Genomic DNA, 13,680 nt, shown 5'->3' with positions numbered 1-13,680 from the left:
CGTGCTAGCCCAGTTGAGCGATTTCCAGCCCGATGCCGACAGCGACACCCCGCTCTACATGCAGCTTGCCAACAAGCTGTCCGACGGGATCGCCGCCGGCGACTGGCGCGCCAACGAGGCCCTGCCATCCGAGCGCGTGCTGTCGGACATGCTGCACATCTCGCGTGTGACCGCCCGCAAGGCGATCGACATGCTGTGCGAGCGCGGCATGCTGACCCGCAAGCGCGGCTCCGGCACCTACATCACGCCCAAGCTGGAACAGCCCTTGTCGCGCCTGACCAGCTTTTCCGAGGAGCTGCGCGAGCGCGGCTTCACGGCCGGCTCGCGCTGGCTGCAGCGCGAAATCGGCATCGCCTCGCCGGTGGAGCTGCTCTCGCTCGGCCTGTCGCCCAACATGCCGGTGGCGCGCCTGAAGCGCCTGCGCACCGCCGACGACGTGGTGATGGCGATCGAAACCACCACCATCCCGGCCCAGTACATGCCCAACCCGCACAGCGTGACCGATTCGCTGTACGGCTACCTGGAGGCCAACGGCACCATCCCGATGCGCGCGCTGCAGCACATCCGCGCCGTCAACGCCAGCGCCGAGCAGGCGCGCCTGGCCAATATCCCTGCGGGTGCCGCCATGCTGCACATCACCCGCGTCAGTTATCTCGACAACGGCGCAGCGGTGGAACTGACCCACTCGTATTGCCGCAGTGATTATTATGAATTCGTAGCGGAGTCGCGCAGATGAGCAGTGCAATCCAAGGCAATATCCTGACGTCGGCGGGCTGGGTCCGCGGCGAGATCACCTTCAGCGACCGCATCGCCGCCATCCACGGCAGCAGCACCGATCCTTCGAAAAACGAAGACGCCTATATCCTGCCTGGCTTTATCGACCTGCACGTGCACGGCGGCGGCGGCAAGGACGTGATGGAGGGCGGCGACGCCGTCCACACCATCGCCGCCATCCACGCGCGCCACGGCACCACCAGCATGCTGGCCACCACGATGACGGCGCCGCCGGAGGACATCGACCTGGCGCTGCAAGGCATCGGCAAGGCCGCCGCCCAACGCGGCAAGGGCGAGGCGCGGGTGCTGGGCGTCCACCTGGAAGGCCCGTTCATCAACTCGGGAAAACTGGGCGCGCAGCCGCCCTACGCGCGCACCGCCAAGCTGGCCGACGTCGAGCGCCTGGAGGCGATCGCGCCGATCAAGCTGATCACCGTGGCGCCGGAAATCGGCGGCCACCTGGCGCTGGTGCGCGAGCTGTCCGACGCCGGCATGCGCGTGCAGATCGGCCACACCCTCGGCAGCTACGAGGACGGCGTGGCCGCGCTGGAGCACGGCGCGCACGGCTTCACCCACCTGTTCAACGCCATGACCGGCCTGCACCACCGCGAGCCCGGCATGGTCGGCGCCGCGCTGGCCCACGCGCAGTACGCCGAATTCATTCCCGACCTGCTGCACGTGCACCCCGGCGCCATCCGCACCGCGCTGCGCTGCATCCCGCAGCTGTACTGCGTGACCGATTCGACCGCCGCCACCGGCATGCCGGACGGCGAGTACATGCTGGGCCGCCACACCGTCATGAAGTGCATGGGCGGCGTGCGCCTGCCCGACGGCACGCTGGCCGGCAGCACCCTCACCATGGACCAGGCGCTGCGCAACCTGGTCGGACTCGGCCTCGATCTGGCGGACGCCTCGGCACGGGTCTCAACCTATGCGGCCGATTATCTCGGCCTGCAAGAGCGGGGCCGCCTGGCCCCCGGCGCCTACGCCGACTTCGTGGTGCTCGACCGTGACCTGAACCTCAAAGCCGTCTATATCGAAGGAGAATTGTTGTGACCTCAATGATGTTGAAAGAAGCCCTGTCCGCCGCTGATTGCGTAGCCCTGCAGCTGGCCAGCGATGGAGACCGTTACGCGGAGCTGGGCCGCAAATTGAGGAGCACGTCCTTCTCGACCGCGCTGACCATCGCGCGCGGCAGCTCGGACCACGCCTGCGCCTACGCGGCCTACCTGATCATGGCGCGCCTGGGCCGCGTGGTGGCCTCGCTGCCGATGTCGCTGGTCACCTTGAACAAGTCGCCGCTGATCACCCGCGACACCTTGGCGATCTCGATCTCGCAATCGGGCCAGAGCCCGGACGTGGTCGAGCCGATAAAGTACTTCCGCGACGGCGGCGCCACCACCATCGCGCTGGTCAACGACATCGACTCGCCGCTGGCGCACGCCGCCGAATGGGCGATCCCGCTGCGGGCCGGCAGAGAGCAGAGCGTGGCCGCCACCAAGAGCTTCATCACCAGCATGGTGGCCGGCGCGCGCCTGGTGGCGGCGTGGCAGAACGATCCGGAGCTGCTGGCCGGCCTGGAAGCGCTGCCCGAGTCGCTGCGCGCGGCGGCCAAGGAGGACTGGACCCCGGCCATCGAAGTGCTGGCGCCGGCCCGCAACATCATGGTGGTGGGACGCGGCATCAGCTTCCCGGTGGCGCTGGAAGCGTCGCTGAAATTCAAGGAGACTTCGGCGCTGCAGGCGGAAGCCTTCAGCGGCGCGGAGATCAAGCACGGCCCGATGGCGCTGATCGAGGAAGGCTACCCGCTGGTGATCTTCGCCACCCGCGGCCCGACGCAGGCGAGCCTGCTGCAGCTGGCCTCCGAGATGCGCGGCCGTGGCGCGCGCGTGCTGCTGGCCGCGCCGGCCGACGTGGCCGAACGCGACCTGACCCTGCCGGTGGCGGCCACGCCGGACCTCGATCCTATCGTGGCGATCCAGGCCTTCTACGTGATGGCGGCCCAGCTGTCGGCCGCGCGCGGCATGGACCCGGACGCGCCGCGCCACCTGAGCAAAGTCACCAAGACCAACTAAGTCCGTGAATGCGCCGCGTCCACCCCGCAAGCCGAAGGGGTCAGACCCTGTACAGGGTCTGACCCCGGCATGCCGCCGTGCGGGGTGGCTGCTGGCGTTGGCGGCGTTCTGCGCGAACCCGGCAAGCGCCGCCCCCGAAAAAATCGAATTCTGGACCTTCAGCATGAAGCCCAAGTTCACCCCCTACTTTGAGACGCTGGTGAAGAACTACGAAGCCGGCAATCCGGGCGTGAAAGTGGAATGGGTCGACTTCCCGTGGGACGTGATCCAGACCAAGCTGGTGACGCGCATCGTGGCCGGCACCCCGCCCGCGCTGGTCAACCTGAACGTGCCCTGGGCCGACGAATTCGCCCGCGACGGCCTGCTCGCCCCGGTCGACGCGCTGCTCGGCGAGGCCCGCCAGCGCTACCTTCCCAGCACGCTGGAAGACCTGCGCTTCGGTGGCAAGACCTACGGCTTCCCGATGTACAGCAACGTCGCCGTCATCGCCTACAACACGCAGATATTCAAAGCCGCCGGCATCACGAAAGCTCCGCGCGATCTCGACGAGCAGCTGCTGTTCGCGCGCCAGATCGCCGCCCGCACCGGCAAGGCCGGCCTGTGTCCTGCGCTGTCCAAGATCGACGGCCTGATGATGCAGCAAGGCCTGGCCGTCATCGAGAACGGCAAGGCGGTGTTCAATTCGCCCGCCCACGTCGCGCTGATCAAGAAGCTGGCCGAGACCTACAAGGCCGGCGGCCTGCTGAAGGACGCGCTGTTCGCCGAGGATAACTTCCCCGCCGCGATCGACGCCTACAAGGGCGGCCGCCTTGGCATGCTGCTGGCGCCACCGACGGCCGTCAAGCGCATCGAGAGCGACGCCAGGGACATCTACGCCATCACCGACGTCGCGCCCGCGCCGCTCGGTCCCACCGGCATCGCCGACGGCGGTTGGCTGATCCACTTCGCCGTGCCGAAAAACGTCGACGCCAAGCTGCTGCCGGCGGTCGGCAAGTTCGCCCGCTACCTGACCAATGACGCCAACCAGCTGGCCTTCGCCAAGCAGGCCAGCGTGTACCCGGCGATGGCGCAGGCGGCCAACGATCCCTTCTTCACCACCGTGCCACCGGGCGCCGGCGCGGCCGAAAAGGCCGTATCGGCGGGCGCCGTGTCGATGCCGCATTCGCACACGCTGTACGTGGCCGGCATCACCGACTACGATGAGCTGCGCCGCTACCTGGTGAAGGCCGTCGAAGCCGGCGTCACCGGCAAGCAGGACGTCAAGCAGGCGCTCGACCAGGCGGTGGCGATCTGGAACAAGAAACTCGCCGCGCAGCGGAGCCGCTGAGATGCGCACCAACCACCTCACCGCCTGGCTGTTCCTCGCCCCCGCGCTGGCGCTGCTGGCGGTATTCTCTTTCTGGCCGGTGGCCTTCGGCTCCTTCCTGGCCTTCACCGACTACAGCCTGATACGCGAAACCCACTGGGTCGGCCTGACCAACTTCCGCTACATCTTCGACAACGAGATGTTCGTCACCGGCCTGAAAAACTCGCTGGTCTTCCTGCTGATGGTGCCCTTCGTGCAGATCGGCGCCCTGGGCCTGGCGGTGCTGGTCAACAACCAGCTGCCCGGCATCCGCTACTTCCGCGCCGCCTTTTACGTGCCGGTGGTGACCACGGTCTCGGTGGTCGGCATCATGTGGGGCTTCATGTTCCACGAACAGGGCGCGCTCAATTACGTGCTGATGACGATGCGGCTGGTGGGCGCGCCGGTCGGCTGGCTCTCCAACGACAGCCTGGCGCTGTTCGCCATCATGTTCGTCACGCTGTGGCGCGGCCTTGGCTGGTACATGGTGATGTACCTGGCCGCGCTGCAGGCCGTCCCCGCCGACATGCAGGAAGCGGCCATCCTCGACGGCGCCAACCGCTGGCAGCGCTTCTGGCAAATCACCGTACCGATGCTGCGCCCCACCATCATGGTCTGCTCCATCCTGTCCGTGCTGGCCGCGCTCAAGGCCTACCAGGAAGTGGACGTGCTGACCCAGGGCGGCCCGATGAACTCCACCTTCACCGGCTTGTACTACGCCTACGACCAGGGCCTCAAGCACCTCAAGCTGCCGCGCGCGCTGGCCGCCAGCTTCGTCATGTCGATCTTCTGCATCGGCATCGCCCTGCTCTGCCTGCGCTACATAAGGCCCAAGCACCGATGAAGACCGCCGCCCACTACCTGCTGCTGTGCGCCATCGCGGTGGTCTGCGTGTTCCCGTTCTGGTGGACGCTGGTGACGGCCATCTCCACCGAGGGCAACATCTTCGCCTTCCCGCCGACCTTCTGGCCCAACAAGCCGTCGCTCGAAAACTTCATCGAAGTGTTCAAGGCCATCCCGATCTGGTCCTTCTTCCGCAACTCGGTGCTGATCGCCGCCTGCACCGTGTTCTGGAAGCTGGCGCTGTGCTCAGCCGCCGCCTACCCGCTGGCGCGCATGCGCTTCAAGGGCCGCAAGCTGGTGTTCGGCCTGATCCTCGCCACGCTGGTGCTGCCGTCGGAGGTGAACTTCCTGGTCAACTTCATCACGGTGACGAAACTGAGCCTGGTCGACACCTACACCGGCGTGATCCTGCCCAACGTGGTGACGGCGGTCGCCATCCTGCTGCTCAAGCAGGCCTTCGAGGAAGTGCCGCAGGACCTGATCGACGCCGCCCGCGTCGACGGCGCCTCCGAGTGGACCATCTTCAGCAGGATCATGCTGCCGCTGATCGCGCCGTGGCTGGCCACCGTCGGCATCCTGACGGCGGTCGAGGCCTGGAACGAATACATCTGGCCATCCATCGTGATGAGCAAACCGGACGAATTCCCGCTGTCGGTGGGCGTGCTGTATTTGCGCGGCACCTTCGGCAGCAGCACGCGCGTGATCGCCGCCGGCACCATCTTGACCATCCTGCCCACGCTGGCAGCCTTCCTCTTTACTCAACGATTCTTCATGCGTGGCATGGACGGAGCTGTGAAATGACCCCAACCCAAAACGACCTCAGAAAAATCGCCGGCCAGCTGATCATGATCCGCTTCCCCGGCACCGTGCTCGATGCCGCCACCGCGGACTTCATCCAGGCCAACGGCATCCGCGCGGTGTGCCTGTTCCGCGGGAACATGACCGACTCCGAACAGCTGGCCAAGCTGACCGCCGACCTGCGCGCCGTGATGGGCCCCGAGTCGCTGATCGCCATCGACCAGGAAGGCGGCGCCGTGGTGCGCTCGACCTGGGTGCCGGCGCCGCCGGCCGCCATGGGCCTGGGCGCGGCAGACGACACCGACCTGGCCCGCCGCACCGGCGCCGCCGTGGCGCGCGCGGTCAAGGCGCTGGGCTTCAACTGGAACTTCGCGCCGGTGCTGGACCTGAACAACAACCCGCACAACCCGGTGATCGCCGAGCGCTCCTTCGGCGCCGAGCCGCTACGCGCCGCCGAGCTGGCGATGGCGTGGATGGCCGGCAGCCACGCGGAAGGCGTGGCCTGCTGCGTCAAGCACTTCCCCGGCCACGGCGACACCAACGTCGATTCGCACCGCGACCTGCCGACCGTGAACAAGCCGGTCGAGGAACTGGACCGCATGGAGCTGGCGCCGTTCCGCATCGCCTCCGGCGCGGCGCCGGCGATGATGACCGCGCACATCGTCTACCCGACGCTGGACCCCGACTATCCGGCCACCATGTCGCGCCGCATCCTCACCGGCCTGCTGCGCGACGAGTGGCAGTACAAGGGCATCGTCATCACCGACGGCATGGACATGCACGCCATCGCCGGCCGCTACGGCGTGGGCAACGCCGCCGTGCGCGCGCTGGCCGCCGGCGCCGACATGGTGATGGCGCTGGGCACCACCGAAACCCAGAACGAAACGCTGGACGCCATCGCCGCCGCCATCGCCTCGGGCGAGGTCTCGATGGCGGAAATCGAGCAGCGCCTGGCGCGCCTGTCCACGCTGGCGCTGGCCTATCCATGCAAGCCGCGCTCCTACAAGGAAGACGCGGCCGACCGCGAGCTGATGGCCGAGGGCTGGCGCCGCAGCCTGACCGCGCACGGCGCGCCGGTGCGTCCGGCGCCGGGCGCCAAGGTGCGCCTGGTGGTGCGCCAGGACGTGGTCAGCGACGGCGTGTCCGAGGCCGGCGTGCCGGCCGAGGGCGTGGCGGCATCGCTGCGCCGCCTGTACGACGTCGAGCTGACCACCTTCGCCGACGCCGACACCTTCGACTGGAACGCGCTGCCGCAGGACGGCCGCTTCACCATCCTGGCCTCGACCTCGCGCCTGCGCTACGGCGAGCGCGCGCGCGCGACGTGGAAGCCGGACCTGCACCTGGCGCTGTGGAATCCGTACCAGGCGCTGGACATCGACTCGCCGGCGCTGATGACCTACGGCTTCGCCCAGCCGGCGCTGGACGCCGTCAACGGCTGGCTGTGCGGCGAGCTGGAAGCGACCGGCAGCGCGCCGGTGCCGGGCTTCGCATAACAATTCAATCGGGGAGGAGGCAAGATGGACAACAAAAAAATACGCGATCCGAAGTTCTGGGTTCCCAGCCTGTACCTGGCGCAGGGCCTGCCGTTCTTCGCGGTGGCGATCGTCGCCAACCAGATGTTGAAGAGCATGGGCGTGCCCAACGACGAGCTCAATCACTGGACCGGCTTGATCGGCTTCGCCTGGGTGTTCAAGCCGCTGTGGAGCCCCTTCCTGGAACTGGCCAGCAGCAAGAAGCTGGTGGTGGTCGGCTTCCAGATCTTCGGCGGCTTGTGCCTGGGCGGCGTGGCGCTGGCGCTGCACGCGCCGTTCTGGTTCGCCGCCTGCATGGCCATGCTCGCGCTGGTCGGCATCTCGTCGGCCACGCACGACATCTCGTGCGACGGCTTGTACATCGCCAGCCTCGATGAAAAAGGCCAGGCCAAGTACGCCGGCTGGACCGGCACCTTCTTCAACGCCGGCAAGTTCTTCACCACCGGCGGCCTGCTGCTCCTGGCCGGCCACTTCGAGAAGACGCTGGGCGTGGTGCCGGCATGGACCATCAGCTTCTGCATCCTGGCCGCCATCATGGTGGCGCTGGGCCTGTACAACAGCTGGGCGCTGCCGACGGCGCGCAACGCCGTCACGGCCGACACCAACGCCGGCGCCATCGCCCGCACGCTGTGGGAGGTGATCGTCGAATTCTTCAGGAAGCCCGGCATCTGGGTGTCGATCGTGTTCATCATCCTGTTCCGCGCCGGCGAGGCGCAGGTGCAGTCGATCGGCCCCTTGTTCCTGCGCGAGGCGCGCCACCTCGGCGGCCTGGGGCTGACCACCGCCGAAGTGGGCGCCGTGTACGGCACTGTCGGCACCGTGGCCTTCGTGGTCGGCAGCATCGCCGGCGGCTACTTCACCTCGTGGCTCAGCCTCAAGCGCGCCATCCTGTGGCTGATCCTCGCGGTCAACCTGCCCAACGTCGCGTTCTACCTGTTGTCCGTGTTCCAGCCCACCGAGCTGTCGGTGATCGGCGTGGCGCTCAGCGTGGAGATGTTCGGCTACGGCTTCGGCTTCGTCGGCCTGATCCTGTACATGATGCAGGTGGTCGCGCCGGGCAAATACCAGACCGCGCACTACGCCTTCTCGACCGGCATCATGCAGCTGGGCTTTGTGCTGTTCAAACTGTTCAGCGGCGACATCCAGCTGTCGCTGGGCTACCAGCACTTCTTCGTGTGGGTGATGCTGTGCGCGATCCCGGTGGCGGTGCTGTCGCAGATCATTCCAATGACCGCGCGTCCGCAGGCCGAGGAAGAGCCGGCGCCGCAAGCCGTGCGCGCGGGTTGAGCGGATGGCCAGCGTCAGCCTCAAACAGATCGTCAAGAGCTACGATAAAACGCCGGTCATCCACGGCGTCGACCTCGATATCGCCGACGGCGAATTCATGGTCTTCGTCGGCCCGTCCGGCTGCGGCAAGTCCACGCTGCTGCGCATGATCGCGGGGCTGGAGGACATCGGCGGCGGCACGCTGCACATCGGCGGCGCGCTGGCCAACGACGTCGCGCCGGCGCAGCGCAAGCTGGCCATGGTGTTCCAGTCCTACGCGCTGTATCCGCACATGACGGTGTACGAGAACATGGCCTTCGCGCTCAAGCTGGCCGGGCGCAAGCCGGCCGAGGTGGCGGCGGCGGTCGAGCGCGCGGCGGCCATCCTGCAGATCGCGCCGCTGCTCAAGCGCCGGCCCAAGGAACTGTCCGGCGGCCAGCGCCAGCGCGTCGCCATCGGCCGCGCCATCGTGCGCACGCCGGAGGTGTTCCTGTTCGACGAGCCGCTCTCCAACCTGGACGCCAGCCTGCGCGTGCAGATGCGGGTGGAGATCAGCCGCCTGCACCAGGAACTGAAGACCACCATGATCTACGTCACCCACGACCAGGTCGAGGCGATGACCCTGGGGCAGCGCATCGCCGTGTTCAACGCCGGCCGCATCGAGCAGGTCGGCACGCCGCACGAGTTGTACAACCATCCGGCCAACCTGTTCGTGGCGGGCTTTCTCGGCACGCCGAGGATGAACTTCATCGCCGGCGAGGTCATCGCCGCCTCGCCGGAGCGCACCAGCGTGCTGCTGCCCGGCGGCGCCATCGTCGACGCCGGCCCGCACGCCGGCCCGCAGCACGGCGAGCGCGTCACGCTGGGCGTGCGCGCCGAGCACCTGTCGATCGCCGGCGCGGGCCAGGCCAACGCCATCGAGGTCGGCGTCGGCCACGTCGAATACCTGGGCGACCAGTCCATCATCTACGCCACGCTGGCCGGCGTGGGCGAAATGATCGCCGTCAAACAGGGCGCCGAGGCGCCGCCGCTGCACGCCGGCGGCCGCGCGCGCGTGCATCTGCCGCCGTCGCGCTGCCTGCTGTTCGACGCCGCCGGCCGGGCGCTGGCGCGCGCGCCGCGACACGCTTGAATTCGTAGTTTCTAGCGGTTTTATGTAACAATACGCGGGTTTACACTGTCGCGATGGCATGGCCTACCCGCCAGCCCTCTAATTTGTTTGATAGAAGGATAATTCATGTCCCACATTCGTCTCGCTCGTATTAGCCTGATCCTGGCCGCCATCGGCCTGAACGCCGTACCGGCCGTGCTGGGCATGTCGCCCGTCTACGCCGCCGAAGCCGCCAAGCCGGCCGAGCCGCCGAAGGATGCGGTGCGTCCCGAGATCTACAAACTGATCGACCCGGCCCAGACCAAGGAACTGCTGGCGGCCAAGAACTACGCCGAATACCAGAACCGCATCGACACCGCGGCCGCGATGCCTAACCTGACCCCATACGAAGCGTTCGTGCTGAACCAGGTGCGCGTGCAGCTGGGCCAGGCCAACGGCGACTATCCGGCCACCGTCAAGGCGCTGGGCGAGATGATCGAATCCGGCCGCCTCAAGCCCGAGGACAAGCTGCGCTTCATCGACGCCGTCGCCGGCATCTACTACAGCAACATCAAGGACTACGACCAGGCCATCGTCTGGTTCACCCGCTACGGCACCGAGTCGGGCGACATGCTCAAGCAGCGCCAGTTCATCGTGCGCTCCTACTTCTTCAAGAACGATTTCGCCACCGCCAAGGCCGAGGCGCTGAAGGATATCGAGGCGGCCAAGAAGACCGGCGCCACGCCGCCCAAGGATGAACTGAACCTGCTGGGCAACGTCGGCATCAAGACCAAGGACACCGAGCTGTATCTGCAGGCGGTGGAGGAGCTGACCCGCTACTACCCGACCGAGGACTACTGGTTCGACCTGCTCAACCGCACCCGCGGCAAGAAGGCCTACGCGCCGCGCCTGGACCTGGACATCGCCCGCCTGAAGGCGCTGGCCGCGCCGTCGAAGATGGAGCCTGAGGACTACGCCGAAATCGCCGAACTGGCGGTGCTGGGCGGCTTCTTCACCGAGGCCAAGATCGCCATGGACAAGGGCTACCCCGGCGCCATCCCGGCCGACAAGAACAAGGCCGCGCTGCAGAAGATCCGCGACAGCGCCAACAAGGGCGCCGCCGACGATGCGAAGAACATCGACAAGGGCATCGAGTCCGCGCAGAAGTCCAAGGACGGCGTCGGCCTGGTCAACCTGGGCTACAACTACGTGACCCTGGGCCAGAAGGACAAGGGCATCGAGCTGATGAAGCAAGGTATCGCCAAGGGCGTGGCCAAGAATCCGGAAGACGCCAAGCTGCGCCTGGCCTACGCGCTGGCCATCGCCGGCAAGAAGGACGAATCGGTCAAGCTGCTGGAGACGATCACCGGCAACGACGGCCGCGGCGACCTGGCGCGCTACTGGATCATGTACCAGAACCCGCCGAAGGCGGCTCCGGCGGAAGCCAAGTAATCCCACCAAAACCGGCCTCGCGCCGGTTTTTTTATTTGCGCATCGCCGCCGACAGGGCCCGCAGCATCTGCTGCCCGCCGTCGGCGCTCAACTCCCAGAACATCGCGCCGCGCAAGCCCTGCGCCCTGATGTAGCTGGCTTTCTGCGCGAGCGAGGCCGGATCCTCGTAGGTGATCCACACGCCGTCCGACGCGCGGTACAGATACGGCACCCTGGCCGCGCCGTTCCAGCGGCGCCGGAAGCCCTGGCCGCCGTCGTAAGCCGCCGTCAGGTAGCCCAGCTTGAGCAGATGGCTGAAGCCATACGAATTGCCGCCGTCCACGCCGCCAGTGGCGCCGCCGTCGCAGTCCTGGTACTGGCCGTCGCCGCCGGCGCCGGGCGCGCAGCCCTTCCAGCCGTAGCCGTAGAACGGCACGCCCAGCACCAGCTGGCCCGCCGCCACGCCCGCCCGCAGGTAGCGCTGCACCGAGGCCGCCGCGTAAAAGCCGTCGGCCGTCACCGGATCGGCGGCGTCGGCCAACAGCGCCGCGTGGTGGCCGCTGCGCTTCTCCCACGGCATGTGGTAGTCGTAGGCCATGAGGTTGATCCAGTCCAGGCTGCGCGCCAGCTCGGCGATCCAGCCGCCGCCGGCCGCGCCCTCGCTGACGTAGTTGGCGTTGCCGCCGGCCGCGATGGTGATGCTGTAATGCTTGCGGTCCTGCCGGCCCGCCGCGTCGAAGGCCGCGCGCAGTTCGCGCGCCAGCGTGATGAAGTTGCGCTTGTCGTCCGGCCGCGCACACACCGCGCCCGCCACGCAGGGCACGCCGGCCTGGCCCGGATATTCCCAGTCGATGTCGACGCCGTCCAGGCCGAAGCGCCGCATCAGCTTGACCGACGAGGCCACGAAGTTGGCGCGCGCTTCGGCGCTGTCTGCCACGTTGGAGAACCGGTTCGACCAGTCCCACCCGCCCACCGACACCACCACCTTGAACCGCGGGTGGCGGCGCTTCATCGCCACCAGCGCGCGCAGGTTGGCGCCGTCCCGGGCAGCGTCGCGGAACACCAGCGCGCCGTTGGCCGCCTGCGCGTCGCCAGCCGCGTCCTGGCACGGCGCCACGTAGTTGACCGAGGGTTCGGGGTTGCCGTGGCTGCCGTTCCAGCAGACGTCGAGGAAAGCGTACAAGGCCATCGTCAGCCGGCCGGCGTCGACGTTGGCGGCGGTGACGGGGAAGGCGTCCGATTTCCAGCCGGGGTAGTAGCCGACGATTTCCGGCGCGCCGCCGGCGGTGGCGGTGGCCGGCAGCGCGGCGGCCAGCGCGGCCGCCAGTGTCCAGCGTTTGAGGCGATGGGTGTGCATAGTTCCTTGCAAGGTTAGCTGGCGTTCAGTTCCGCCACGAAGTCGTACATGTCGCCACGGAAGTAGGAGCGGCAGAACTCCACCGCGCGGCCGTCGCGCAGAAAGCCCAGGCGCTCGACCGCGAGGCCGGCGTCGCCCTCCTTGGCCTGCAGCAGCGTGGCCTGCTCGGCGTTGAGCAGCAGCGCCGACAGCCGCTGCAGCGCGCGCACCGGACGGTTGCCGGCCTTCTCCAGCGCGTCGTACATCGACACGTCGACCGCCTCCAGCGACGGCAGGCAGGACGCCACGATGGTCGCGTACTCCAGGCACATCGGCACGTCGTCCGCGTAGCGCATGCGGTGGAAGCGGTACACCGCCGCGCCGGGGCTGAGCCGCAGCCGCATCGCCTCGTCCGGCGTGACCGTGCCCTCGGAGCGCTTGAGCCACACGCTGCGCGGCGTGCGCCCGCGCGCCCGCATGTCCTCGGAAAACGAGGTCAGCTTGGCGAAGTTCTTTTCGATGCGGGTGTTGATGAAGTTGCCCGAGCCGGGCCGGCGCACCAGCACGCCCTCGCCCACCAGGCCGTCGATGGCCTTGCGCACCGTGATGCGCGACACCGACAGGTCGGCCGCCAGCTGGCGCTCGGCCGGCAGCGCGTCCTCCGGCTTGAGCAGATGCTGCTCGATGGCCGAGCGCAGCGCCCGCTGCAGGCGCTGGTACAGCGGCAGGTTACTGGTCTCATTGAGGTGCGCCCGGATGTGTACCAGTGCGGCCATGGAATCGCTGCTCATCACGATGTGGCATCCTGTTTTGTCGTTGTCAATCGATAATACCAAAAAAAGACCAGCGTGCCGCGCCGCCGCACGGCCCGGATCGCAAATATTTTCGGCAACCTGCCGCAAACCCGCATGGATGCTGCATTTCAGCCTGTTGCAGATCGCCACAAACGGGCGCCATACCACCGCATGGCCGGTATTAGATTGCTTCCAGGACCACGTTGTGTATGCCGCATACAACATAACAAAAAAGAATTTTAAAGTGGTAGTGATCTGGTATTAAAAGACAGGTATATTGGCGTTGGATTGGTTTTGTAGGTGGTTTGCAAGAAGTAAAAAAGAATTACACATCAACAATCAGTTGGCTCGGCGGAGCCTTCATCAACGGGAGGGTACATGTATCACAATTCGAAT

The 13,680-nt window shown here is 67.2% G+C and carries 13 protein-coding genes; 11 read left to right on the top strand and 2 right to left on the bottom strand.

Annotated elements, in window-relative coordinates; translation table 11 throughout:
- Nucleotide 1 precedes the first annotated feature (1 nt).
- From AC07WS_RS21735 to AC07WS_RS21690, 10 genes are all read left to right on the top strand, one after another.
- Nucleotides 2–736: a GntR family transcriptional regulator gene (locus tag AC07WS_RS21735; RefSeq protein WP_494731091.1), complete on the top strand. Its 735-nt coding sequence runs from the start codon at nucleotides 2–4 to the stop codon at nucleotides 734–736.
- Complete coding sequence (gene nagA / locus AC07WS_RS21730; RefSeq protein ID WP_486064820.1) at nucleotides 733–1,830, top strand: N-acetylglucosamine-6-phosphate deacetylase; 1,098 nt, start codon at nucleotides 733–735, stop codon at nucleotides 1,828–1,830. The genes AC07WS_RS21735 and nagA overlap by 4 nt, the downstream gene beginning before the upstream one ends.
- 5 nt (nucleotides 1,831–1,835) lie before the next feature.
- On the top strand, nucleotides 1,836–2,849 hold the full coding sequence (locus AC07WS_RS21725) for an SIS domain-containing protein (protein WP_494731197.1): 1,014 nt from the start codon (nucleotides 1,836–1,838) through the stop codon (nucleotides 2,847–2,849).
- Nucleotides 2,850–3,012: 163 nt separating this feature from the next.
- The gene (locus AC07WS_RS21720; RefSeq protein WP_494731090.1) at nucleotides 3,013–4,176 is read left to right on the top strand and encodes an ABC transporter substrate-binding protein; all 1,164 of its coding nucleotides are present in this window, start codon (nucleotides 3,013–3,015) and stop codon (nucleotides 4,174–4,176) included.
- A 1-nt stretch (nucleotide 4,177) separates the two neighbouring features.
- Nucleotides 4,178–5,038 (top strand): carbohydrate ABC transporter permease, encoded by an 861-nt coding sequence (locus AC07WS_RS21715; RefSeq protein WP_494731089.1) that lies wholly within the window; start codon nucleotides 4,178–4,180, stop codon nucleotides 5,036–5,038.
- Nucleotides 5,035–5,838 carry a carbohydrate ABC transporter permease gene (locus tag AC07WS_RS21710; RefSeq protein WP_494731088.1) on the top strand — a complete coding sequence of 268 codons (804 nt, stop codon included), beginning with the start codon at nucleotides 5,035–5,037 and terminating at the stop codon, nucleotides 5,836–5,838. The genes AC07WS_RS21715 and AC07WS_RS21710 overlap by 4 nt, the downstream gene beginning before the upstream one ends.
- On the top strand, nucleotides 5,835–7,328 hold the full coding sequence (gene nagZ, locus AC07WS_RS21705) for a beta-N-acetylhexosaminidase (protein WP_494731087.1): 1,494 nt from the start codon (nucleotides 5,835–5,837) through the stop codon (nucleotides 7,326–7,328). The genes AC07WS_RS21710 and nagZ overlap by 4 nt, the downstream gene beginning before the upstream one ends.
- Before the next feature lie 24 nt (nucleotides 7,329–7,352).
- Nucleotides 7,353–8,654 carry an MFS transporter gene (locus tag AC07WS_RS21700; protein WP_494731086.1) on the top strand — a complete coding sequence of 434 codons (1,302 nt, stop codon included), beginning with the start codon at nucleotides 7,353–7,355 and terminating at the stop codon, nucleotides 8,652–8,654.
- A gap of 4 nt (nucleotides 8,655–8,658) precedes the next feature.
- A complete protein-coding gene (locus AC07WS_RS21695) occupies nucleotides 8,659–9,765 on the top strand; it encodes an ABC transporter ATP-binding protein (protein WP_494731085.1) in 1,107 nt (368 codons plus the stop codon).
- Nucleotides 9,766–9,870: 105 nt separating this feature from the next.
- Nucleotides 9,871–11,175, top strand: coding sequence for a hypothetical protein (locus tag AC07WS_RS21690; RefSeq protein ID WP_494731084.1), 1,305 nt, complete (start codon nucleotides 9,871–9,873; stop codon nucleotides 11,173–11,175).
- Between the two features lie 31 nt (nucleotides 11,176–11,206).
- Here the strand turns inward: AC07WS_RS21690 and AC07WS_RS21685 are convergent, their stop codons facing one another.
- Both AC07WS_RS21685 and AC07WS_RS21680 read right to left on the bottom strand, forming a co-directional pair.
- Nucleotides 11,207–12,511 (bottom strand): glycoside hydrolase family 18 protein, encoded by a 1,305-nt coding sequence (locus AC07WS_RS21685; RefSeq protein WP_494731083.1) that lies wholly within the window; start codon nucleotides 12,509–12,511, stop codon nucleotides 11,207–11,209.
- Nucleotides 12,512–12,525: 14 nt separating this feature from the next.
- The gene (locus AC07WS_RS21680; protein ID WP_494731082.1) at nucleotides 12,526–13,266 is read right to left on the bottom strand and encodes a GntR family transcriptional regulator; all 741 of its coding nucleotides are present in this window, start codon (nucleotides 13,264–13,266) and stop codon (nucleotides 12,526–12,528) included.
- Here AC07WS_RS21680 and AC07WS_RS21675 point away from each other — a divergent pair.
- Nucleotides 13,265–13,549: a hypothetical protein gene (locus AC07WS_RS21675; RefSeq protein ID WP_494731081.1), complete on the top strand. Its 285-nt coding sequence runs from the start codon at nucleotides 13,265–13,267 to the stop codon at nucleotides 13,547–13,549. The genes AC07WS_RS21680 and AC07WS_RS21675 overlap by 2 nt on opposite strands.
- Nucleotides 13,550–13,680: the final 131 nt, after the last annotated feature.

The organism is Duganella sp. GW821-FHT01E12, assembly GCF_059422325.1.
The sequence above is the reverse complement of the archived record's forward strand: the minus strand, read 5'-3'. Positions and strand labels throughout refer to the sequence as shown.